Source organism: Paenibacillus woosongensis, from assembly GCF_030122845.1.
In the GTDB taxonomy this organism is placed as follows: Bacteria; Bacillota; Bacilli; order Paenibacillales; family Paenibacillaceae; genus Fontibacillus; species Fontibacillus woosongensis_A.
On the sequence record NZ_CP126084.1, the window covers coordinates 4,681,173 to 4,706,412 of the forward strand.

A 25,240-nucleotide genomic window follows, 5' to 3' on the forward strand; every position below is an offset into this window, starting at 1 on the left:
ACGCATAGTGACGTTCAAAATTTCAGCAAATTGTCCAACCGCCATTTTACCGGCGGAAGACTATCTTATCAAATCCGCGCTCACCATTCAAGCGGTAAGTTTTGGAGTTGATTTGACTTAAGATGGTATTTGATTGGTGGAGCCAAGCGGGATCGAACCGCTGACCTCCTGCTTGCAAGGCAGGCGCTCTCCCAGCTGAGCTATGGCCCCGCAAATTCCATCAAAACTAAACAAATGGATACTCGTTATTGTCGCTCTGTTATTGCAGAGCAAATTTGTACCGCTTCGCTACGGAAGCGAGGTACTCCATAGAAAGGAGGTGATCCAGCCGCACCTTCCGATACGGCTACCTTGTTACGACTTCACCCCAATCATCTACCCCACCTTCGGCGGCTGGCCCCTTGCGGTTACCTCACCGACTTCGGGTGTTGTAAACTCTCGTGGTGTGACGGGCGGTGTGTACAAGACCCGGGAACGTATTCACCGCGGCATGCTGATCCGCGATTACTAGCAATTCCGACTTCATGCAGGCGAGTTGCAGCCTGCAATCCGAACTGAGACCAGCTTTGATAGGATTCGCTCCACCTCGCGGTTTCGCTTCCCGTTGTACTGGCCATTGTAGTACGTGTGTAGCCCAGGTCATAAGGGGCATGATGATTTGACGTCATCCCCACCTTCCTCCGGTTTGTCACCGGCAGTCGATCTAGAGTGCCCACCTTTATGTGCTGGCAACTAAACCTAAGGGTTGCGCTCGTTGCGGGACTTAACCCAACATCTCACGACACGAGCTGACGACAACCATGCACCACCTGTCTCCTCTGTCCCGAAGGAAAGGCACATCTCTGCGCCGGTCAGAGGGATGTCAAGACCTGGTAAGGTTCTTCGCGTTGCTTCGAATTAAACCACATACTCCACTGCTTGTGCGGGTCCCCGTCAATTCCTTTGAGTTTCAGTCTTGCGACCGTACTCCCCAGGCGGAATGCTTAATGTGTTAACTTCGGCACCAAGGGTATCGAAACCCCTAACACCTAGCATTCATCGTTTACGGCGTGGACTACCAGGGTATCTAATCCTGTTTGCTACCCACGCTTTCGCGCCTCAGCGTCAGTTACAGCCCAGAGAGTCGCCTTCGCCACTGGTGTTCCTCCACATCTCTACGCATTTCACCGCTACACGTGGAATTCCACTCTCCTCTTCTGCACTCAAGTCACCCAGTTTCCAGTGCGACTCGGAGTTGAGCCCCGAGTTTATACACCAGACTTAAATGACCGCCTGCGCGCGCTTTACGCCCAATAATTCCGGACAACGCTTGCCCCCTACGTATTACCGCGGCTGCTGGCACGTAGTTAGCCGGGGCTTTCTTCTCAGGTACCGTCACTCTCAGAGCAGTTACTCTCCAAGACATTCTTCCCTGGCAACAGAGCTTTACGATCCGAAAACCTTCATCACTCACGCGGCGTTGCTCCGTCAGACTTTCGTCCATTGCGGAAGATTCCCTACTGCTGCCTCCCGTAGGAGTCTGGGCCGTGTCTCAGTCCCAGTGTGGCCGTTCACCCTCTCAGGCCGGCTACGCATCGTCGCCTTGGTAGGCCATTACCCCACCAACTAGCTAATGCGCCGTAGGCCCATCTGTAAGTGACAGATTGCTCCGTCTTTCAGCACTCCACCATGCGGTGAAATGATTTATCCGGTATTAGCTACCGTTTCCGGCAGTTATCCCAGTCTTACAGGCAGGTTGCCTACGTATTACTCACCCGTCCGCCGCTAAGTTATTTCGGAAGCAAGCTTCCAAAATAACTCCGCTCGACTTGCATGTATTAGGCACGCCGCCAGCGTTCGTCCTGAGCCAGGATCAAACTCTCCAATAAAGTTTGACTTGCTCATTTTGAATCTGACGATTCATTATTGAATCTAAAAATAACGAGTTCCATTTGTTCAGTTTTCAAAGAACTTGCTTCTGTTCTTCATCATTCAAATCAAATCGAATTTTGTCGAACAATTAAATACTATATCAAACTCACATGCTATTGTCAACTGTTTTCGACGCTAATTTATTTAGCTCGTTTCGAGCGACAAGTAATAATTTATCACGTCCAAGGACATAATGCAATATTTATTTTCGTATTTTAGGGTGGTAAATAAATCCTCAACCTGCCCTTTACGAGTGAATAAAATAAAAGCACCTATCCGGTGCCATTATCCCTTGCTCTTTAGTTTGTCTCCTAGCCATTTTACCATCTAATCCTACTTCTTATCATTCTCTTCTTCTGCAGCTCTAGCCTGTTCCCTCTGGGCCTGTTCCAGCGCCGCCTGCCCTTCCGACTCCATCGTCTGCAGCGCCTCGTCGAGTGTTTTTTTCTTGTCCAGCACTAACATCATTTCCCGCTCAGAAAGCTTGAACAATTCATTTGCTACTCCCGGAGGCGCATCATACATAATAATGCCATCGCCAAGCTTAGGCCTAAGCTTATAAAACTTCTCCAGGCTATGTCCAAGAAACTCCTTAGAATAATCCATTCTCGACAAAAGCCCGTTATTTATGGTTCTCGATCTTATCCGCGCATAGTCCTCACCGTTAATGAATTTGATCCATTCCCACGCTGCATCCACACGAGGAGAATCAGCTCGAATCGAATAAATGCCTCGTAGCGAAATATCACGGGTATATTCTGGGGCTGCCGGATCGACGGGACCTGCGACCATTCCTACCTCAAACACATCAATATCCCTAACGTTCTGACGGGCTGCATCCAATCTGCTAAGCAGAGATTGATCGCCTACGACCATCGCGATTCGTCCCATTAAGAAAAGCTGCCTTCTATAATAGTCCTCCATCGACCCATCCCCTAGAGAACGGAAGTCCCCCTCATTATAAATAGTGCTCGATGCCCAGCCCTTCAATGCAAGTTGGTAGATATTTCTCCATGCGGGCGTGTTGATGGTCAGTTTCCCAGTCTGCTCATTCTGCAGCTGCAAACCATATGTGGAGTTCATCGTAAGGATCAAGCTTTCCCAAGATAATGGATATTGATCGCCAAAACCATATATCCGGGTCTTCTCATCCCCTTCCACGGGAAACCGGCGAGCGGTGTCGATAACCTCTTGCCAGGTCATGCCATCATGCGGAAACTCAACGCCGTACCGGGTGAACAAGTCTGCATTATAATAAAGAACACTCCCCTGGAAAACAGGAGCAAGACCATAGAGCCGGCCCTCGCCTTTTTCCTTTAATAGCTCAACTAGATTCGGGAAAATGGAATCTACAATATATTGATCCCGCTGAATAAGCGGCTCAAGTTCTAGGAGCTTGCCGCTGGGAGCCAGCTGTTCGAATTGCCTTGAATCTAACATAAGAACGTCTGGCTGCTCCCTCTCGATGAATTCCTCTAGCGCTTGCTCCGAATTCGCATATTCACTTTTTTGAAGCTCCCAGGTGCTGACAACCTCAACCTCAATATGGGGATACTTCATCGCAAACAAATCGCCGAAACTGTTAAAATACGAAGCCTCATCCCAGTACATCACTTTTATCGCTGTCTTCTGGTTAGTATCCGGGTTCCCTTGCTCTTTTCCGCAAGCGGAGACTAGCAGCAGCGAGAGTAAGAATATAGGAATAAACCATTTACTAACAATCTGCATGCTATTCCGATGGATTTTTCTATACATGACAACCTCTCAGTACTACGATTGGATTATTTTAATATGACAAATAAAAATGGCTAATCCTAACTACAAGAGGATTAACCAATTGTGATTTATGAAATTTCAAATATCCATCGATTTAAGCAGTTTTTCTCTCTTTTCCCTTGAACTCCGCATATTTCATCAGCGCAACCACACTACCCGCCAACAGGATGAATCCCGACGCAATACGTAGGGCAATATCATAATCCGCTGTCAGAGCCCCTATCCCCGAGGAACCTGCTACGACGCCAAGCGAGAAGAATGCGTAAAACAAGCCGAACGCTCTTCCCTTGAATTCCTCGCTAACATGGTTAACTAGTAAAGAATTCAAAGACGGAAATAGCAAGGAAAACCCAAGCCCATAGAAAGCCATGACAGCAAACATGACTGCCTGCTGATGAAAAAATGATAGCAGCAGTAGCGCCAGCACGATGACTGTCCCGCCAGAAAACATCAGCAAGAGCGGAGACAGCCGATCAAACCAGCGATTGCTTGGCATAACGAATACAACGATCGCAACTATGCCAAACGTGCTTAGCATCAGCCCTGAGGCTTGTGCCGGGAAGCCAAGCTCATCCGCTTTCAGAGGCAAGGCATAGGTTAAAGCCCCCATCGCAAACATGAGCGAAAATGCTCCGATATAAGATTGCAGCACCGGCCCCTTGCGAAGCATAGCCCCGAGCCCTTCCACCGAACGAGAGGGCTGAAGCCTCCGGGTAATCCGTTTCGCTTGTGACGCCGGGACCGCCACCCCCACCAATAAACCGCCAAGCATCAGCAGCATGGCCGTCCCCCAAAATAAAGGAGGAAGGCCCAGCTTAGCCTTCGTGATCCCGGCTACAGCCGGGCCTATAATCGCCGCCGCTCCGACAGCCGCACCGGAGAGAGCCATCGCTCTACCCGGCTGCTGAACCGAAGCAAAATGCGAGATTAAAGTAAAGGCGCTGGGCACTAAGAGTCCACCAGTCAAACCATGAACAAAACGTACGATGATCAAATGCCAGGGCTGACTAACTAGAGGATATAGCATCATAACGACAGCCGTCAGAACAAATCCCAGCAGTAAAATATTTCGTGCTCCGTAGCGGTCAATCCAGTAGCCTGCCGCAATATTTCCGAACATATTGGTCAGCGAATACAATCCGACGGCAAGACCAATAATGAATGACCCGGCGCCAAGGCTCTTGGCGAACGGTCCCATGACAGGCAGCTGTATAAACAAGTCCATAAAGCAAAGCATAACAATGCCGTACAATAGTCGTTTCATGTACACCCATCCGTTCTTTCATAGCCGGCCCGGTTCACCAGATCATTCCGTCAGCATTCAATGTGACAGCCTCATTCTCTCCCAATCTACGGGAGCTCTAGGATAGTTCGCCTTACACCGAATCCTGCTCGTTCTTCTTGATTGTGTTAATTATAGAGCACTCGAAGAGTTTAAAAAATAAGGGAATTCCCTATTCGAGGCTGTATTTAGTACCAGAGTCTTCGGGTTAGCCTTCGCTCGCGCTGTCTTCCGCTGAGCCTTCCGCTCCGTCAGAGCCTTCGCTGGAGTCTGTGGTTCCCGCGGAATTATCAGCAGACCCTTCGCTGGAGCCGCCCTGGGCTTCCTCTTCTTTCTTCTTCTCTTCCTGCTCCTTCAGCGCTTGATCCAAAGCGACTTGGCCTTCGGCCTCAATCTTCGCCAAAGCTTCATCCAAGGATTTGGTGTTATCTTCAACGGCCTTCAGTTCCGTATCAAGCAGAGGCTGGAACTTCTCATAAAATCCGTTAGGGATTTTTCTCATTCCCGAGTAATCCGTCGGCAGCGGCTTCAGTTTATAATAAGCCTCAAGACTGATGCCGTTATATTCGTCGGTATATCCCATCCGGGACAACAATCCATTGTTCAGGCTTCTCGACTTAATCTTGGCGAACTGGTCACCATTAACGAATTTGATGAATTCCCAAGCAGCATCCGCATTCGGAGAATTTGCCGAAATGGCGAATACTTCGCTTACGCTGATGTTTCTGGATTTATCCGGGTCGGTAGATGATGCCGGTCCTGCCACGATGCCGACCTCAAAAGGCTTGTAATCCTTCAAGGCATCCGCAGCTTCCTTCAAATTGCGAAGCACATACGTGTCGCCGGTCGTCATTGCGGCTCTTCCCATAACAAACGGCTGGCTTTGATAGTACTCCTCCATCGAACCGCCTCTGAAGCCATCTTCTCCAGGGTTATAAAATACATTGGATTTCATGGCATCAAGAGCGGTCTGATAGATTTTTTTCCATGATTCGGTATTCAACGTAAGCTTCATGGAATTCGTATCAATCTGTTCAATTCCTTCAGACGAGGAAATCATCGAGGCAAGCTGCATCATATTGATTCCCCAGTTATTGTCGAAGCCATATATTCGGGTCTTCTCATCGCCCTCGGTAGGAAACTGCTTGGCCAACTCAATAATGTCGTACCAGCTCATGCCGTCGCGCGGCAATTCCACACCATGCTTGGCAAACAAATCCGCGTTATACAAAATCGCCGAACCGTAGAAATTCGGGGTCAGACCGTAAATCTTATTATCCCCGCGTTCCTTCAAAAGCTCGATCAATGCGGGGTAAATCGTATCGATACTGTATTTGTCCCGCTCAATCAGAGTATCTAGCTCACGGATTTTGCCTTCGGAAATATAAGTCTCCATCTGATCAATGCTCACCATGAGCACGTCCGGTTGTTCCTTATCGATAAAATCCTTAAATGCCTTATCATAGTCCCCATCCGGACCCATGTCTCTATAAATATTATTAGTGCTTACAACCTCGATCTCAATGTTAGGGTGCTGCATAGCAAATAAATCGCCATATTGTTGGAAAAAGTAGTTTTCATCCCAGAACATTACTCTCAAGCTTTGCTGCTCGGGCTCTTTGGAACCGGGATTGCTAGTACATCCCGCCACAAGCACGAGGCACATGATCAAGAACAGCGCCTTCTTCATTCCTTTAATAGACATTTTTACCTCCAAAATTTGTATTTTCTCTAGTTCACCATTATAAACGTATTTGATGGCAACATGGTTACATTTTGGAAGCTTTTTATATGAGAAAAATTCATAAAGCCTGCTAGAGCCTATATTTAACTATAAAAAAATACCCCCAGCAATCGACTGCTTGCTGAGGGATATTCCTACTTTCTTAATTCAATCCAGCATGATGTCCTGCGTTCTACTCGTTCAACAATCGAACGAACTCATTCTCATCCTCAATAACCGGGATGCCAAGATCCTTGGCCTTGGTCAGCTTGCTGCCCGCTTTCTCGCCAGCGATGACGAGGTCGGTCTTCTTCGATACACTTCCCGTTACCTTAGCGCCCAAAGCTTCAAGACGCTCCGTCGCCTCATCGCGGCTGAGCTGGTGCAGCGTCCCAGTCAGCACTACCGTTTTGCCCGTGAAAAAGGAGTCCTTCACAGGGCTGCGCTCCTCCGGCGCTTTAGCCTCCACGCCAAGTTCAAGCATTTTGTGAATACCCGCCTGCATGAACGGGTCGGCGAAGAAGGTAACGATGCTCTCAGCGACAATGCCTCCGATATCCGGGAGCTGCATCAGTTCTTCCTCGGTTGCTGACATGATCGCTTTCAGATCGCGGAAATGATCGGCCAGCACCTTTGTGGTCGATTTGCCGGTATTCGGAATGCCAAGCGCATACAGGAAGGAAGCCAAATCCCGCCCCTTGCTCTTGTTGATCGCATCCAGCAAATTATTCGCCTTCTTCTCCCCGAAGCGCTCTAACTTAATAAGCTGCTCAAAAGTAATCTCATACAGATCCGCCGGCTCGTGAATGTCCAGCTCTTCGAATAGCTGCTCGGCCGTCTTGTCGCTAAGCGTCTCGATATCCATCGCATCCCGGGAAGCAAAGTGAGTGATGCGGGTGACGATTTGCGGCTTGCAATCGAAGCGGTTGTTGCAGAACAGATGCGCTCCCCGCTGCTCCAGCGGGAAGCCGCAGGCCGGACAAGTATCCGGGAACACAATTTCCCCGCCATCCTGCTCATCGGTCACTTTGCCGAGAATTTCCGGGATGACATCATTGGAGCGGCGGATGAACACCCGGGTTCCCAGGGCAAACTTCAGGTTCTTGCGCTCAATGTCCCCGACATTGTTCAGCGTACAGTTCTGCACCGTCACGCCGGCAAGCTCCACAGGCTCGACCCTGGCGAGCGGCGTAATTTTGCCGGTACGCCCGACGTTCCAGGATACCGACTCCAGAATCGTCGTCGTTTCCTCGGCTTCAAATTTATAAGCAATCGCCCATCTCGGGAATTTATCCGTATAACCGAGCACTTCGCGAGTTCTCATGTCCGTGACTTTAATGACGGCTCCGTCAATCAGATAATCGAGCGAATCCCTGCGCTCTTGAATTTGCCCCAGCGCCTTCATCACCTGGGTGAAATCATCGAAGTATTCGATATACGTATTGACTTTGAAACGATTCTCCTTCAGGAAGTCCATCATCTCGCGATGGTCCGTGAACTGAATGTTGTCGGAATAGCCGACGTTGTAGAAATACGCGTTCAGCTTCCGTTCAGCCGTCGTCCGCGGATTCAAATTCCGCAGCGCTCCAGCAGCGGCATTGCGGGCATTCTTGAGCGGCTCTGCGGCGGTCTCATTGTATTTGGCCAGGACGGATAAATTCATGATACCCTCGCCCTGAACCTCGATCGTCCCTTCGCGGTAAGGAATCGTCAGCGGCACCGATTTAATCGTCTTCACCTGGGCTAGAATCCCTTCGCCGACGACGCCGTTCCCCCGCGTGGAAGCCTGTACGAGCTTTCCGTCCGTATACGTCAGATTCAACGTCAGCCCGTCGAATTTAAGCTCGATGACGTAAGTCGGCGACGGAAGCGGATTGTCCGGATTTTTGCTGTTATAATCGTCGATCAGGCGGATTACCCGGTTATTCCAGTTAATCAGATGCTCCTCCGTTTGCGCTTTGTCCAGGCTCCAAAGCGGAGCCAAATGACGATGCGGCTCGAAGCCCTTCAGCAGCTCTCCGCCAACCCGGCCCGTCGGAGAATCGGGCAGAACGATGCCCGTCTCTGCTTCAAGCGCGGTTAACTGATCGTACAGGGCATCATATTCCTTATCGCTTACCAGAGGCTGATCCAAGGTATAGTAATGATAGTTGTATTGATTCAATTGCTCGACGAGCCGCTCCATCGTTTGCATCGCATCCATATGCGGACAACCCTCCTCAATATGATTACTCTTCCACTTTCGTGATCGGCGCGAAGCCTGCAAGCAGCCGCTTCACTCCAGTCGGCGCAGGGAATGCAATTTGCAGTTCCATATCGTTCCCCGTGCCTTTAACCGCTACGATCGTCCCTATGCCCCACTTGCCATGGGCCACTTTATCGCCCGCATTGAAGTCGGCAGGATCTGCCTTCTTCGCGGTCTGGGCTCCGGTAACACCGGTGGTCACGGTTACGCCGCTCGAGGTCGGCGCAGACGTTCGTGTCCCTCCCCGGTCGGCAGACCGGTGGCCAAAGTTGCTTCCTGCTCCTGCGCCGAATCCGCGGCCGCTGTATGCCCCGCCAATCCCTGCGCCCCGCCGGTAGCGGTCGCGGGCCATTTCGGTATCCTCCTTCAGTTCCTCTGGAATCTCCTCTAGGAACCGGGACGGAGCATTGGCGGTCGTCCGGCCAAAGAGCGTGCGCATCTGCGCGCAGGTGAGAAACAAACGCTCCTCCGCTCTCGTTATGCCAACATAAGCAAGACGGCGTTCCTCTTCCAGCTCTTCATTATCTTGAAACGCACGGCTGTGCGGGAAGACCCCTTCCTCCATTCCGATAATGAAGACGACAGGGAACTCCAGTCCCTTAGCGCTATGCATAGTCATCAAGATAACCGCGTCTCCAGGCTGATCCTCTTCCTCATCGTTCATCGTATCGATATCGGAAATCAGCGCCAGGTCGGTCAGGAAGGCAACAAGTGTCTTGTCTTCGTTATTCTTCTCAAACTCCATCGTCACGGAGAGGAACTCATCGATATTCTCCAACCGGGAGCGGGATTCGATCGTATTCTCATTTTGCAGCTCCAGCCGGTACTGCGTCATTTCCAGCAGCTTCTCCGTCAGCTCGGTAACGGATAAATATTCAACCATTTGATGCAGCGCGGCAATCATGTCATAGAACTCGACGAGCGCATTCCGCGTCCGTCCGGAAAATCCGAGGTCGTCCACTGTATAGAGCAGGCGGAAAATCGATACTCCCCGCTCTGCAGCCGCAGCCGCCAGCTTGCCGACGGTTGTATCGCCGATGCCCCTTTTGGGCACATTGATAATTCGCGTCAGGCTGATATCGTCATCTGGATTGGACAGCAGCCGTAAATAAGCGAGTAAGTCCTTGATCTCTTTACGGTCGTAGAACTTGATCCCGCCGACGATTTGATAAGGAATATCCGATTTGATCAGCGTTTCCTCGATCACCCGGGACTGCGCGTTTGTTCGGTACAAAATAGCGTGATCCCGATAGCTTCTGCCTCTTTTGATGCTATTATGAATTTCCGAGGTGACGAAGTAGCCTTCGTCGTGCTCGGAGCTTGCGCGATATACTTTAATTTTGTCGCCGTCGCCTTTGTCGGTCCACAGGTTCTTGGGCTTGCGGCCCGTATTCAAAGCTATAACAGCATTGGCCGCATTGAGGATATTCGAGGTAGAGCGATAGTTCTGCTCCAGGAAAATGGTTGTTGCCTCAGGATAATCCTCTTCGAAGTTAAGAATGTTAGTAATGTCTGCTCCCCGCCAGCGGTAGATGGACTGGTCGCTGTCGCCCACGACGCAGATGCGGTGATGCTTGTTGGCCAGCAGCTTGCAGAGCATGTATTGGGCCCGGTTCGTGTCCTGATATTCATCGACATGAATATAAGAAAATTTCTTCTGATAGAAGTCGAGTACATCGGGTACTTCCTTGAACAGTTCGATCGTCTTCATGATCAGATCGTCGAAATCCAAGGAATTGTTCTGGCGCAGCCGTTTCTGATACATGGTATACACTTTGGCCACGATGCCCTCGAAGTAGTCCCCTACCTTCTGCTCATACTGCTGAGGGGTAATCAGTTCGTTCTTAGCGGTGCTAATCATCGCTTGGACAGCCTTTGGCTCAAACTTCTTCGTATCGATATTCAGATCCTTCATGCAATTGCGAATGACGGACAGCTGGTCGGTCGAATCGAGAATAGAGAAGCTCGAAGAAAAGCCAATCCGCTCAATATCCCGACGCAAAATCCGAACACACATCGAGTGGAAGGTCGAAACCCAAATGTCCTTGCCTTCTTGTCCTACCAGCTGAGAAACGCGCTCCTGCATTTCCCGGGCCGCCTTGTTGGTAAACGTAATCGCCAGAATGGCCCACGGCGGAGCTTTGCGCGTAGCTATAAGATAAGCGATGCGATGCGTAAGCACCCGCGTCTTGCCGCTGCCTGCCCCCGCCATAATGAGCAGCGGTCCCTCGGTCGTTACCACGGCTTTGCGCTGCTCGGGATTTAGTTTTGTTATCGCATCTTGTATGTTCACAGGTTGCATAGAGATACTCCTTTCCTTCAGTTCAGAACGCCGGGCAGATACAGACAGCTGCCTACACTCGGCTTGGCTTAACCGCAGCCACCGTTGACAGCGCCTGCTCCAGATTGCTGTACAGCGCATTGCCAACCACGATCGTATCGCAGACCGCAGCGGCCAGCCGCGCCGTGCCGGCATCCTTGATCCCTCCGCCATAGAACAGCTGCGAACCGCTCAATGAGCGATGGACGGCGGAGACCAGATCCAGATTGCCGAACATGCCGCTATATTCCACATAAACAATCGGCAGATGCAGCAGTTTGTCGGCGATTTCCGCATATGCCGCCGCCTCGGATTCCGTCAGGGCTGCATTCGCCTCGGAGACGGCTGCTGCAGTGCAATCCGGGTTCAAAATGATATAGCCCTCAGGAATCAACTGCTCCCAAGGGATCAAATAGCTATATTTATGAGCGGCTCGTGCATGGTGGCCGATCAGCCAATCGGGGTGCTTCGTGTTCAGCACCATCGGAATCATGTATAAATCAAAGCCGGGAACGACCGCCTCCAGGCTGGATACCTCCAGCACGCAAGGAACCTCGAACCAGCGGACACGAGCTAGAAGCTCTACCGTATTATCATAGGTAACGCCGCTTGAGCCTCCGATCATGACGGCGTCGGTACCGGACAGGCAGATCGCCTCCAGGGCCGCATCATCCAAATGGCGGTCGGGGTCTATTTTGAACACATGTCGCCAGGTCGATATCGTTTGCTTCAATCCCATTCCTCCCACATCGGCACGAAAAACGGGGCCTGCCACACGCCCCGCCACCTTAAATTCCCATTATTCATGATGCCTGTTCCATCGCAATATAGTCGTTTCATTCCTAGTCTAAGTGACGAAGGATATCGTGTCAATGTTCGCATGAAAGGGGAACAGATCAAGAGGCAGAATCCGCTTGGTCCCCAGCCAGAAAATCGCTGTAGAAGCCATAGACGCCCATTTTTTTATAGTCGGACACCAGCTTCATATCATTGATTGTGTGGACATAAGTCGGTATTCCAGCCCGCTTCAAGGATCTAACCAGCTGCTCGTTAACACGCCCTTCGGACACGGTCACTGCGGCGATTCCGTTGCTCCTAGCAAAATTGACCACTTGCCGGTCACTGTCCTGCGATTGATAAAGCGTATAGATTACGGAATCAAAAGGATAATGTTGCTTGATCTGCCCCAGCATTGGCTGGTTGTAGATTTGCGGCACGATGCGCTCCAACAGGTTCGGATCCTTGCGCTTCGTACTGTCAACGATTTTGGCAAAAATACTGTCGATTTCCTCAGGCTTAATCTGCTTCGTATCTGTCACAATGTAGATATCCGGATATTCGGCCAGCAGCTCTACGATATCGTCCCAAAATAACGGCTCGTATCTTCCGTCGACCTTGGCCTGTTTGAATTCCTCTGCCGACCAAACAGCCCCGGACCGCTCCTCGCTGATCCCGTCCTGCTGACGGAGCATGTTCGTGAAAAATTGTCCCCATTCATGTCGAGCGATCAACTGGTCATCCTTGCTCAGCAGCAGGTCCACTTCAAACACCCGGGTACCCTTCTCATAGTTGGCTATAAAAGCGTCTCGTGTATTCGTGTAGGTCATGTCTTCAATGCCGCCCATGGCATGGGCGATGATACGGTGAGCTTTGAAGCCGGTGAATGATGGCTCTGCCGGCCGCTGCCATATCGCAAGCAGCACGATTCCTAGCGCACAGACGACCAGCAGACTATATAACAGCTTGTTTCTCATCGTCTAACAACATCCTTTGGTTCACGAAAGTTTGGTCTAGTAAGCATTTTTGTTCACGAAGCCGTGAATGACCGTCCGCAGAATGATTTTGATATCCAGCAGCATCGACCAATTTTCGATATAGAAAATATCATGCTGAATCCTCTCTTCTATCGATGTGTCTCCGCGCAGCCCATGCGTTTGCGCCCACCCGGTAATGCCCGGGCGGACATGGTGCTTCACCATGTATTTCGGCACTTCCTCCCGGAACTGCTCCACAAAGTAAGGCCGCTCCGGACGGGGTCCTACGACGCTCATATGCCCCGCAAGCACGTTAAAGAACTGCGGCAGCTCGTCGATACTCGTCTTGCGGATAAATGCCCCGAACTTCGTCCGCCGCGGATCGTTCTCCGTCGTCCAGCCCGTGTCAACGGCCCCTTCGGGCAGCACATTCATCGAACGGAACTTATACATTTGGAAGGTCCGGCGATTCAGCCCGACTCGTTCTTGTTTGAAAATAACCGGGCCCGGCGAGGTTAGCTTGATTCCGATCACGACGAAGAGCATCACGGGCAAGGTTATAATAATAGCCGCTATGGAAAATACGATGTCAAAGGCCCGCTTCACCAGGCGGTTCCCCGCCATATCGAGCGGGATGTCACGCACGTTGATCATCGGCATGCCCGCGAAATTGTCGAAATACGGCCTAGCCGGCAAATAGTCGAAAAAGTCGGGGATGATCAGCGCCCGTACGCCGGCCTTCTCGCAAGCGGCGATGATTCTCGCATATTTGGAATGTGCGTCTAGCGGCAGAGCCAGCACTACTTCATCGATGAGCTTGCTTTCCAGAATTTCTACGAGTTGATCGACTGTGCCGAGAATTGGGCTGTATTTGCCCTTTTCATTAGGGTCCCACTGCTGATAGTCGTCAAGAAATCCGATGATTTCGTAACCGAGCTCCGGATATAACTTCAAGTTGTCATGGAATTTGCGGCCGAGCGATCCCGCTCCGATAATGAGCACGAACTGCTTGTTATAGCCCTTGCGGCGGAGCTGTTTTAGCGATCTTTTTAGAAAATAACGGTAAAGCATAATAAACAGCAGATTAAAGCCCATATAAATCGCCAGATAGTACCTTGAAATGTCGACCTGCTTCACGAAGAACATCAAGCTGAGCAGGATAACGAGGCTTGTGAAATGCACTTGAATGATCTTCAGCACTTCATCGGCGAACCGTTTCTTGCGTTTGGGCGAATAAAAGGATATAAGGATGCCTGCCAGGATGGATACGGCGCCGTAAACCAGGCTCCAAAACGCGTAAATCTCCATAGGCAGCGGCTGCTCGTAAGGAATAATGCCGCTCTCGAACTTCACCCACCAAGCCAATAGAAAAGCGAGCTGGACGAACATGAAATCAGCCAAAATATACAGTTGGGTCAGAAAACGCTGATTTTTCCGGATCATCGTCTCACCTCCATGTTACTGTCGGTTCCTTGGGTCAGCTGAGTTGAGGCTGACGCAGGCACTGGCCGAGTTGCCGGCTTGCCCGGCTTTAATTTGTTGCTGGCTAAGGACAGCATGAATTTTACTGCGATCCCCAAGTAAATGATGGCATTGGTCAGCCACGAATAATGGCGCTTATAATGCTTGCGGTGGAATACCCACATCGCCCGGTGGAATTCATAGATGATTTTAAAAGGCTTGCGGCGGCTGCTCGCTCCTTTATAGTGAACAATGTATGTAGCTGGCTCATACTGAATGCCCCAGCCCGCTTCCTTGATCCGGTAGCACCAGTCGACATCCTCGCCATACATAAAAAAGGTCTCGTCCAGGCCGCCGATTTGCTGAATGACCTCTCGCCGCACCAGCATGAAGGCCCCCATCAGGCAGTCGACCGGATAAGCCTCGTTCGGATCGAGATAACCTAACTGGTATTGATTGAAGCGCGGCGTATTAGGAAACAGTCTGGAGAAGCCGAACGCATAATAGAACGAGGCCGATGGCGTAGGGAAACCCCGGCGGCAGGCTTTGTCCAGCGAGCCGTCGGGAAGAATGATTTTGCAGCCTGCTGCGCCAAGATCAGGCCGCTCATCCATGAGGGATATCATCGTTTGCAGCGTCTCCGGCTGAATGATCGTATCCGAATTAAGCAGCAGCACATAGCGGCCATTAGCGATCTCCATCGCCTGATTGTTCGCTTTGGCGAAGCCGGTATTCTCCTCATTGGCGATAAGAATCACCTGCGGGAACTCGCGCGAAATCGCCTCTACGGAATCGTCCGAAGAAGCGTTATCGACTACAAAAACTTCATATTGATAAGCCGTCCTGGAGTCGAACACCGATTGCAGGCAATCGAGCGTTAGGCGGCAGGTATTGTAACTAACGATGATGATGCTTAAGTCCATTATAAAACGCGCCCCTGACAAAAATAGTAATCTATCGACATTATAACATATAGATAGAGTTACTTTATATTAAACGAAAAAAGAAGCGGCCTTTCATCGGTTGGCACCGATGAAAGCCGCTTCTTCTAAAACGAACTTGACTGAAGCCATGAATCTTTATTGCTTATTATAGATTTGCAAGAGCAGCCAGCAGAGACTGCAGGGCGGCAATTTTGGCCGTTATGTCAGCGCCGTTCCCCAGTGCATCTTCAACAGCTTGAATTTCACCCGCAAGCTCTGGTCTGCCCAAAGCTGCAGCGTTGGCTTTTGCCTCAATGAGCAAAACATCCAACGTCGGCAGTTCAATATTAATCCAGCTAGTAACTGTGAAGCCGCCTCTGCTCAGCTCAACCTCCGCACTGTAGAATACCGGTCCGCCAGTGTTGTTATACTGGCTGAGTATAACCTTGCTTAGATCCGGACTCTTCGTCAAATACACATCATCTGTTACAGAGCTAGGGAACAGACTCCGTATTTTAACCTCAGTGTCATCCAGCAAGGATTCGCCTGGATACGTTAAGGATAATGCTTCGCCAGGCTGCGTATTGTACGTTACAGTCGTAACAGAAGCCAGCTTATTCTGTTCCTGCTGCAGAAGCGCGTACTCTGCGCTTGGCTCGGATACAGAACCGCTAGGGGCGGTATCTACGAGCAGGTTTTTGTCGATGAACTCAATGTTGGTGCCTTCGATTTTCATATCGAAAACATGCCAGTAGAGTTCAGTGCCTTCTCCCGTAGGGATATGGTAAGTAGCCAGCGGATTGCCGGTTGCATCGTAAACTTCTACCTTCGCGGTAGATTTACGCAAGGTTTCCTTGCCATCAAAGCCGTTCCGGGAATAGTTATGCACGTAGAATGTGTAAACCCCGTCGACTCTTTTACGAATGGTTGTCGTCTCTGGACCATAGGAATCGACATCGTCATGATCCAAATCAGCGTACACTTCGCCGTTAAAGCGATGTACTTTATCTGCATACCAGGTGTGGAAATTGCCCCCGGCCGGTGTAGGGCCAATGAGGTGGGAATCCTCGTCCAGAGGCTTCTCGCCCCATGTCAGTACAATGCGAAGTTCCCCAGATTCCGGCACTTTAATTGCCGTAGCATTCTCATTCTGGTTGAACGTATCGCTAACCGATACTCCAACAACATATCCTTTAATAAACCCAGCTTTGTTCAACTCACCTGTATAAATGCCGGCAGGCAGGTTGACCAAATACCGTCCGTTCTGATCGGTAACTACTGTAGCAGCTACAGCGCCGTTTGTATTGGCAAGACCTCTGCGGAATTTAATCGTCATGTCTGCCACCGGCTGATCGTCTACATCAACAATTGTACCGGCGAAGCCTTCAAGACGCACGCTTCCGCTTAATATCCCGCTAAATTTAGTTACTCCTTCTTGAGGAGTTACCTCTACAACCAATTGCTTGCCATAATGCTCTTCCAACGATAGAGGATCAAAGGAGAGCTCGTTAGCCAAGCCATCGAAAGCAACATTCTCCAAGCTGACAGCATCCCCTGCAACCGTCGCAGCGACATTCAAATCCGCAAGCTCCAGGCCAGAGACTGCACTAATGAACTTCAAGCTTACTTTACCGTTCGTTACGATGAGATGATTGCGCTCAGGCTGAGTCGAACCGCCGCTGTTACTTGAGCCGGATCCACTTGAATTCCCTGTGCTGCCTGAGGATAACTGTCCGCCAATGTTAGCGGAGCTATTGTTACCGTAGCTCACACTTCCCGGACGCTGCGCCAGGTTAGAACCGGAGGCATTGATTTCCGCATGACCGATCGAGCCTTGTCCTCCCACATTTGTCGCCGCGTTCAAGATCAGCGAGGAAATGAGAGCCGAAGCACCAATTTGAACGTTATTTCCTGTGGCTTGATCGCCGACAGCTAGCTCGCCGATGGAACCTGAGGTCAATTTAATGCTCAGCGAAGTCGCTACCACGTCGACCGTCTCGAACTTACCTGCAAGCGATACTTCTGCTCCCGCTGGAATTTGTTCGGAAAGAATCAAATCCTGGAATCCCGATCCGCTTAAGCCCGCTTCCTCGAGGATAGCACCAGATTGCAGGGTAACCTGTGACACTACACTGTTGCCTTCCGCCACGATGCGAACACTGCCGTCTTTTTTATTGACAATGACCGTGATCAGCACGGAATCCACAACGTGAATACTGTTCTCGCCGCCGCCCTCGACGATGGTAGAGCCTTTTACAGTAACATTGTTCAGGGTAACATCCCCTTCTCCAATGCCTTCACCGAGTAACAAGTCGCCTTCAATGACCAGATTATTCAAGGTCACATCGGCAGTCGTAATATGTACTGAACCTTGGATCGTTTCGGTTCCAGTGCTTGGTCCATAGCTTCCCGCCTTATTGTAGGTTACGATAGCTTGACTGGATGATTGCTTCAATGCACGATCCAGCACACTTACAACTTCTGCACGGGTTGCCGATGCGAGGGGGTTGAAATTCCCGTCATTCCCCTTCATAAGTCCGCTGTTCGCTACAGCACCAATCGCCCCTTTACTCCAAGCCGGACTGTTCGCCGTATCTTTGAAGGAATTGGAAGCGTCGGAAGGCTTAAGCCCCAGCAATGATGTTAAAATAACCGCCAGCTCTTGACGGCTAACGTTGGCATTTGGCTTAAAGGTTCCGTCCTCATAACCTTTCATGTAACCTTTGGCCGCTGCCTTGACAACATCTTTGTAGTACCAAGCCTCTGTCTTAACATCGCTGTAAGAGACTGTCTTGGACTCTTCCAGCTGAAATGAACGGTTGATCAATGCCGCCAGCTGAGCCCGGGTTACTTTCCCATCCGGCTGCAGATTGCCCTGCTCATCTCCCTTTATGTATCCTTTGTCCTGCCATTCTTTCAGGACTGTTCCCGCCCAATGCTGCTGAAGGCTGTTCGCCTTGGCTGCTGACTCGGCGCTTGCCAGTGCCGGTGCAGCAAACGCTCCCGCTACCGATGAAACCAGCAATGAAAGTCCGAGAACCAGGCTCAGGAATTTGTTGCTTTTTCTTCTAAGCTGCTTCAAATCTTCCTTCCTCCCCTGTTAAATAAATGAGTGAATATACCTAATTTAATAGGCATTATATCAATTATACATACTAAAGACTTAGTTTGGTATAAAATTTTATTATTTTTTAGGACTATAAGATTATGAGTGTGATGAGTTCCACTCTTGATTGGTACCTTTCACCATAAAAAAGAACCCATCCTAAAATGAGTTCTGATGAGGTCAAAGCCTGTCTTTATTTTGAATTTTATTGCGGATCTCCTGCCGTTTCTGCCTGAGTACGGGCAGCTGCCTCCAAAAGCTCTTCCATGCGCTTAACACCCTCGGTTCCCTTAGTAAAATATAACCGTGAGTCAACAGCTCATACGCTAGCAGTTTAGGGAGCGGACGCAGCCAACTCCCCCCGCGCAGATTCTTGTAAAGCATTTTATAGCGGTTTATATAGGACATTCTGCGAATGAAAATAGACTGCTGCCTGCGGCTGCCTTTTTTCCAGCCCCGTTCATGCAACCCGACCGCCTCAGCGCAATAATAGGCCTTCCAGCCAAGCTGCCTAGCCCGCCAAGCGACATCCACGTCCTCTTTATAAGCAAAGAAGTCCGCATCAAAAAATTCATCCCGAATCGAAATGTCCTTGATCATCGTTCGAGCATATACGGCAGCCGCTCCCGATACACCAAACACTTCACCTGACTCACGCCACTCTGAAGCGGGTTCTCCAGCCCCCCGGTCGAAGGCACGCCATATCCCGTTCATAACGATGCCGGAACTGTCGACAGTATCAGGAGCGGACTTCAGCAGAAGCAGCCCTGTAGCACTGCCAACATCGGGATGCTGCTCCATGTATTCAACGAGTCGTTCGACATAATTCGGCCGAAGCTGCACATCCGGATTCAACACCAACACGTAGTCGGTATCCGTAAGCTGGATCGCCTGATTATGAGCCGGGGCAAATCCGGTATTCTCGGGATTCGGGACTAGCAGAATTTCAGTGTTTATCTTGCTGGCGATAAACTCGTTAGTATCATTGACTCGCTCTATAAATGATCTGACGCAATCCACCGTGCCATCTGATGAAGCATTGTCGATAATAACCACCTGTTGGATTCCATAGGTCTGCTGCATGACAGCTTCAAGGCATTCCTTGATATCATCGGCACTGTTATAAGTTACGATATGTACGCTAACGGTAGGTGTCATAGGCTAGATCCTTTTCTATGATAATCATAAGATAAGAAAAGAGCACCGCTAGACTCTCAGTGCTCTGTACGATTTATCCCGGAAGAATTAGAGTTGGGTGTGTTCTTCCAATCTTTCGATCCTACGAAATATTTCGTTTAAATCCGCTTCCACTCCGGTTATTTGCCGACGTTGCGAATAGGAATCGTCCCGATATTCTTCTAACCGATTCGACAGTTTATCCAGTTTCTGCTCAATGACGTCGATTTTTGCCGTCTGCTGCTCAACTTGACCTAATCGTTGGTCCATGGTGTCAAGCCGTTGATCCATGGAGTCCAGTCGTTGATCCACGGAGTCCAGTCGTTGATCCACCTTCGTCAGCTTTTGATTATTTTCTGCAACCATCTGAATAAGCTGTGCGAGCAATTCCTGTTGTTGTTGAAGTATTTTCTCAATTTCCATCTCAACAACCTCGCTTCTAGTATTGATACATTCCATTATAACAAACCGGACTAACGGGTGCTATATGATTTGTCCTCGTCACTCTCGCCAAGCTCTCGCAAAAAAGCCTGCAGTCCTTCCCGCCATGGGCGAAGATCCCTGAGCCCATTTGTTCGAATGGCCAAATGTTCCATCACCGAGCTGCGGGGCCGCGGAGCCGGACGAGGAAATTCCTCTGTAGTACAAGGCTCTACCCGTACCGGGTAGTTTTGGCCAAAAATACGCTCCGCCTCATCAAAAATCGCCTTGGCAAATTCAAACCAAGTGCATTCACCTGTATTGGAAGCATGATAAATCCCGTACTTCTCCGTCTGGGCAAGCTCGAGCAAAAACTGCGCCAAATCAACGGTATAGGTCGGGGATCCCTTCTGATCATTAACCACCTTCAACTCAGGTTTCTCCGCACCTAATTTCAGCATGGTTTTCACAAAATTATGCCCATGCAGCCCGTATACCCAAGAGGTTCGCACGATAAAAAAAGCGGACGATAAGCTCTGTACCAATACCTCACCAGCCCGCTTCGATTTGCCGTAAATACTCTGCGGGTTCGTGTTGTCATATTCGTGATAAGGAGCCTTCGCGGTCCCGTCAAACACGTAATCCGTACTGATATAACAGAATTTCGCGCCTACGCTTTGAGCTGCCAACACCATATTTCTAGTGCCGGAGGCATTAACAGCGTACGCTGTATCCACATCGCTCTCGGCTTGATCTACCGCTGTATACGCTGCACAATGTATGACAACGTCCGGCTTGAATGCTTCTGTGCGCTCCAAGCAATTGTCGAAGTCAGTTATATCCAATGTCTCTCGATCACAAGGCAGCACGATATGGCCAGCATTTTGAAATACACGAAGAACGTCCTGCCCTAGCTGTCCGCCAGCCCCGGTTACAAGAACTCTCATGCACGCTCACCGAGGCGCTCGCCATACTGCTTGGCATAATACTCCTGGTATGCTCCAGACTGGATGCGAGTCCACCACTCTTTATTTTGCAAATACCACTCAATCGTTTCCTTGATGCCTGTTTCAAAGTTATGCTTCGGCTTCCAGCCCAGTTCATTCATAATTTTGGTCGGATCAATGCCATAACGGCGGTCATGTCCTGGGCGATCTTTTACGAAAGTAATGAGAGATTCGGGTTTACCTAATTGTTCTAAAATGGTTTTAACAATTTGTATATTGGTTCGCTCATTATGACCACCAACGTTATATACTTCGCCATTTCTCCCCTTATGAATCACAAGGTCAATTGCGCTGCAGTGATCTTCAACGTATAACCAATCCCGAACATTCAAGCCATCACCATAGATTGGAAGCGACTCGTCGGCCAAAGCTTTAGAGATCATAAGGGGGATCAGCTTCTCCGGAAATTGATATGGGCCGTAGTTGTTGGAGCAGCGCGTAATATTTACAGGAAGACCAAATGTCTCGTGATAAGCACGGACAAGTAAATCTCCTCCAGCTTTACTTGAGGAGTATGGACTGTTAGGTTCGAGCGGCGTCTTCTCCGTGAAAAATCCCGTATCTCCAAGTGTACCGTAAACTTCATCCGTAGAGACTTGAACAAACTTTGTAATCTCATACTTACGGGCGGCATCCAACAACACTTGGGTACCCAGCACATTCGTCTTCACGAATACGTCCGGCTCCAGGATGCTCCGGTCCACGTGGGATTCCGCTGCAAAATTCACGATGACATCAACGCCTTGACTGATAAGGTCATCCATCGCCTTTGCATCCGTAATGTCGGCCTTAACAAACGTATGCTTCGGGTTATTCTCCACCGATTTTAAATTTTCCAAATTGCCTGCGTACGTCAGAGAGTCCACATTTATAATTTCATACTCCGGGTACTGCCGCAGCATATATAGCACAAAATTGCTGCCGATAAATCCGGCACCACCTGTAACCAGCAATTTCATGAATAGAGACCTCCTAATCAAAGTTCATTTCTGCATCCGCAAATGTCGGGTGATTCCGATCTTTATCGGATAGCAATGGTTCGCTAACCGGCCAGTCAATGTTCAAAGCCGGATCATTCCATAATATGCCGCGGTCATGTTCCGGGGAATAATATTCGTCCACTTTATAAAGGACTTGCGTATTCGGCACCAAGGTACAGAATCCATGGGCAAATCCTTTAGGTACTAGAAGTTGACGCTTATTATGCTCGCTGAGAATGACTCCGATCCATTGTCCAAAAGTAGGTGAGCTGCGACGAATATCCAGAATTACATCATAGATTGCCCCCGTGAGCACCCGGATCAGCTTGGTTTGTGCTTTAGGGTTCAACTGGTAATGCAGCCCGCGCAAAACACCAGGCTCTGCAGATAGTGATTGGTTATCTTGGATGAAATGATGATTGACTCCAAGCTGCTTCATAACCTGTTCATTGTAACTCTCCATAAAAAAACCCCGGTGATCGCCATGTACCACCGGTTCTAGCAGGCTGGCGCCTTCTAACCTTAAAGGAGTTAATTTCATGGATGACTCTCCTCCTTATACTTACTACAACTTAAGTTTACCAAACTCTTCGCCAAACACGATATCTTGCGCCAAATCATGAGCCCGGGCTAAGGATGCATGGGTTCCAGCATCTGTCCACCAGCCTTGCAAAGTGTCAAAAGTAAGCTCGCCTCGTTCAATATATGCATTATTGACGTCTGTGATTTCCAATTCGCCTCGAGCAGATGGCTTCAGCGTCTTAATTATATCAAATACCTTATGATCAAACATATATATGCCGGTAACCGCGTAATTCGATTTAGGTTGTTTAGGTTTTTCTTCAATTGAAATGATACGATCGCCGTCCAATTCAGGGACACCGAATCGGGTTGGATCAGATACCTGCTGAATCAGAATTTTTGCACCGGCCTGCTGCTGCCGGAAATTAGCCACAAATGGTGAAATATCATCTGCAAACACGTTATCGCCCAAAATAACCACCATTTGATCATCACCAACAAATTGTTCAGCCAAATCAAGCGCCTGGGCAATCCCCCCAGCCTCGTCTTGAACCTTGTAAGTGAATGTGACCCCCATCTCATGACCGCTTCCGAGCAAGTTAACGACGTCGCCCATATGGTCTTTACCGGTAACAATCAAGATATCCGTGATTTCTGCTTGTTTTAATTTATGTACCGCATGAAAAATCATAGGGTATTTACCTACAGGTAAAAGGTGTTTGTTCGTTACTTTAGTTAATGGATATAAGCGGGAGCCTGTACCGCCTGCTAGAATTATGCCTTTCATAGTAGCCTCCTAATTATTGTTAACCTGATAAGCAAATAAAAAAGTTGGTTCAGTGAATAGTATTACTCAGGGCTTAGGTTAAAAATTTGACCTTACAATTTAATTCTTTATACTTTCAGGATTATCATATAATAAAGCCTGAATATTTCTTTCAACCAATTCATGAACCACAACATCAGGTTTTTCATTTTCAATAATATTAGAATTGAAATTATGATCCCATATATATACACTTCTCGAAAAATTTTCAGATAAAAATGGGATCATGTCAATAGCGAAGGAGTCCCTGAACATCAATAATTTGGGATGTTTTTCGAGTGATGTATTTTCCTTCACAACTAATCTATTGGGATTAGGGAACAACTCTCTGTTTACTTCAACATCCACAACCTTGCTTTTGAAATTTGGAACTAATTTCAAATGCTTATCTAATAAAATATTATTCATAGATAACATATTGGCTAAATCGCCACCACTAATTTCTTCTTTTATCGAGTAATTATTTAATTTAACTGGCACTGTAATTATTGAATCACTCTCAAAAATTTTTGCCATCTCTTCATAAGCCAAAAAAGCGCCCATACTATTCCAATGTGTATCATTTTTCTTATATAGAATATACTGACTCTTATTATTTAATAGTGCTGATCGTACATCAACTATCTTTATTTCTGAATTCTTAGATAGATATTTTATTAATTGATCCAGCCTTGATTCTTGATTATATTTAACAATATTCGATGGTAAATATTCCGAATAAATTGTGTGTTTATTCGGAGCCACCATAATATAATATTCAATCCCCTGACCTTCAAGCCACTTTTTTCTTTCTTCAAGATTTGTTTTGATTTTCTCTAGTTCTTCATTACTAAAGTGGTTAATCCCTCTGTAGTCATCTATCACACCGTCAGCCTTATAGAACATCCAACCGTTTTTACCAAGAATCACCCTATCAACAGGGGAGGTATGTAACAATTTCACTTTTAAAATATTATTTAATTTTATCAGTTGACCTCTATATCCAAAATTATCATTAACATAATTTTCGTAATTAGAAAAAAAGCTCTTATACGAGCTATTTTTTAAATTAAAAATCGGCTTTTCAGCTAATTTTCTTTTCTCAACGTCAGGCGCACTAGACGTTATACCCAATGTATTACTTAGCATTGGGAAAATGATAATTATCATAAATAATGCACATAAAGAAATGACTTTGAAATTATTAAAAAGCGAATTCAATTTACTAATTAAATCAACATTAGATACTTGCAATAAACAGAAAAAAACTACCCCTACTAAAATAATAATTAAATACATAATCATTATATTAAATATATCTTTACTAAGATAAATACTTATTCCCAAGGTATTCTTGGATATAAGAAAAGGGTCTTTACCATTCGTAACAATTTTAAGTTGATTTTCGACTAATTCAATTTTTTCAATATTGTTTTTAATATTAAAATCAGTAATTATATTTTCTGGATACCATACATGTTTCCTCGAGTTATTTTTCCAAATCACCTTTTCAATATATATAGTCTGAATTGAGGTCCCTAAGTCTATTCTTAAATTTTTCACATTAGATGGTATTTTAAAATTCAAAGTTTGAATATCTTCACTTTTTTCTACACTTATTGTAGTTGAGTCATCTTCCTTGAAACCATTCCCGATATCATAGAACACTTGATATTTATCATCTTGCGGTATCCTTACATCCACTAATAATTGAGTAGAACTTGAACCTTTGTAAAATAAACTAAATAACACAATAATAGCTAAAGTAAAAAATATACTTATCAAAAAATTGATTTTTTTACTTTTTTTTAATAGAGCCATTTATTTTC

Annotated in this window: 17 protein-coding genes, 1 tRNA gene and 1 rRNA gene; all 19 read right to left on the minus strand. The window is 48.0% G+C overall.

Features of this window, described 5'->3' with window-relative positions; translation table 11 throughout:
• Positions 1-134: 134 nt before the first annotated feature.
• Positions 135-210 (minus strand) — tRNA-Ala (locus QNH46_RS21750).
• Positions 211-312: 102 nt separating this feature from the next.
• Positions 313-1,868, minus strand: a 16S ribosomal RNA gene (locus tag QNH46_RS21755).
• A gap of 376 nt (positions 1,869-2,244) precedes the next feature.
• Complete coding sequence (locus QNH46_RS21760; RefSeq protein WP_283925971.1) at positions 2,245-3,639, minus strand: ABC transporter substrate-binding protein; 1,395 nt, start codon at positions 3,637-3,639, stop codon at positions 2,245-2,247.
• Positions 3,640-3,781: 142 nt separating this feature from the next.
• On the minus strand, positions 3,782-4,951 hold the full coding sequence (locus tag QNH46_RS21765) for an MFS transporter (RefSeq protein ID WP_283925972.1): 1,170 nt from the start codon (positions 4,949-4,951) through the stop codon (positions 3,782-3,784).
• Between the two features lie 226 nt (positions 4,952-5,177).
• Complete coding sequence (locus QNH46_RS21770; protein WP_283925973.1) at positions 5,178-6,674, minus strand: ABC transporter substrate-binding protein; 1,497 nt, start codon at positions 6,672-6,674, stop codon at positions 5,178-5,180.
• A gap of 211 nt (positions 6,675-6,885) precedes the next feature.
• The gene (gene ligA / locus QNH46_RS21775; protein WP_283925974.1) at positions 6,886-8,895 is read right to left on the minus strand and encodes an NAD-dependent DNA ligase LigA; all 2,010 of its coding nucleotides are present in this window, start codon (positions 8,893-8,895) and stop codon (positions 6,886-6,888) included.
• Positions 8,896-8,920: 25 nt separating this feature from the next.
• Positions 8,921-11,239, minus strand: a complete 2,319-nt coding sequence (pcrA, locus tag QNH46_RS21780) for a DNA helicase PcrA (RefSeq protein WP_283925975.1) — start codon at positions 11,237-11,239, stop codon at positions 8,921-8,923.
• Between the two features lie 52 nt (positions 11,240-11,291).
• Positions 11,292-11,990 (minus strand): heptaprenylglyceryl phosphate synthase, encoded by a 699-nt coding sequence (gene pcrB / locus QNH46_RS21785; RefSeq protein ID WP_283925976.1) that lies wholly within the window; start codon positions 11,988-11,990, stop codon positions 11,292-11,294.
• 163 nt (positions 11,991-12,153) lie between these two features.
• A complete protein-coding gene (locus tag QNH46_RS21790; RefSeq protein ID WP_283925977.1) occupies positions 12,154-13,011 on the minus strand; it encodes a phosphatidylinositol-specific phospholipase C/glycerophosphodiester phosphodiesterase family protein in 858 nt (285 codons plus the stop codon).
• Positions 13,012-13,047: 36 nt separating this feature from the next.
• A complete protein-coding gene (locus QNH46_RS21795) occupies positions 13,048-14,454 on the minus strand; it encodes an undecaprenyl-phosphate glucose phosphotransferase (RefSeq protein WP_283925978.1) in 1,407 nt (468 codons plus the stop codon).
• Positions 14,451-15,395 (minus strand): glycosyltransferase family 2 protein, encoded by a 945-nt coding sequence (locus QNH46_RS21800; protein ID WP_283925979.1) that lies wholly within the window; start codon positions 15,393-15,395, stop codon positions 14,451-14,453. Before QNH46_RS21800 ends, QNH46_RS21795 begins: the two co-directional genes overlap by 4 nt.
• Before the next feature lie 166 nt (positions 15,396-15,561).
• Positions 15,562-18,477, minus strand: coding sequence for an S-layer homology domain-containing protein (locus QNH46_RS21805; RefSeq protein ID WP_283925980.1), 2,916 nt, complete (start codon positions 18,475-18,477; stop codon positions 15,562-15,564).
• A gap of 204 nt (positions 18,478-18,681) precedes the next feature.
• The gene (locus QNH46_RS21810; RefSeq protein ID WP_283925981.1) at positions 18,682-19,659 is read right to left on the minus strand and encodes a glycosyltransferase family 2 protein; all 978 of its coding nucleotides are present in this window, start codon (positions 19,657-19,659) and stop codon (positions 18,682-18,684) included.
• A gap of 87 nt (positions 19,660-19,746) precedes the next feature.
• Entirely contained in the window at positions 19,747-20,100 is a 354-nt protein-coding gene (locus QNH46_RS21815) for a hypothetical protein (protein ID WP_283925982.1), read from the minus strand.
• Positions 20,101-20,150: 50 nt separating this feature from the next.
• Positions 20,151-21,044, minus strand: coding sequence for a dTDP-4-dehydrorhamnose reductase (gene rfbD, locus QNH46_RS21820; RefSeq protein ID WP_283925983.1), 894 nt, complete (start codon positions 21,042-21,044; stop codon positions 20,151-20,153).
• A complete protein-coding gene (gene rfbB / locus QNH46_RS21825) occupies positions 21,041-22,063 on the minus strand; it encodes a dTDP-glucose 4,6-dehydratase (protein WP_283925984.1) in 1,023 nt (340 codons plus the stop codon). Before rfbB ends, rfbD begins: the two co-directional genes overlap by 4 nt.
• Positions 22,064-22,076: 13 nt before the next feature.
• Positions 22,077-22,625 (minus strand): dTDP-4-dehydrorhamnose 3,5-epimerase, encoded by a 549-nt coding sequence (rfbC, locus tag QNH46_RS21830; RefSeq protein ID WP_283925985.1) that lies wholly within the window; start codon positions 22,623-22,625, stop codon positions 22,077-22,079.
• A gap of 24 nt (positions 22,626-22,649) precedes the next feature.
• Positions 22,650-23,393, minus strand: coding sequence for a sugar phosphate nucleotidyltransferase (locus QNH46_RS21835; protein WP_213593737.1), 744 nt, complete (start codon positions 23,391-23,393; stop codon positions 22,650-22,652).
• Positions 23,394-23,492: 99 nt separating this feature from the next.
• The gene (locus QNH46_RS21840; RefSeq protein ID WP_283925986.1) at positions 23,493-25,232 is read right to left on the minus strand and encodes an alginate O-acetyltransferase AlgX-related protein; all 1,740 of its coding nucleotides are present in this window, start codon (positions 25,230-25,232) and stop codon (positions 23,493-23,495) included.
• Positions 25,233-25,240 lie beyond the last annotated feature (8 nt).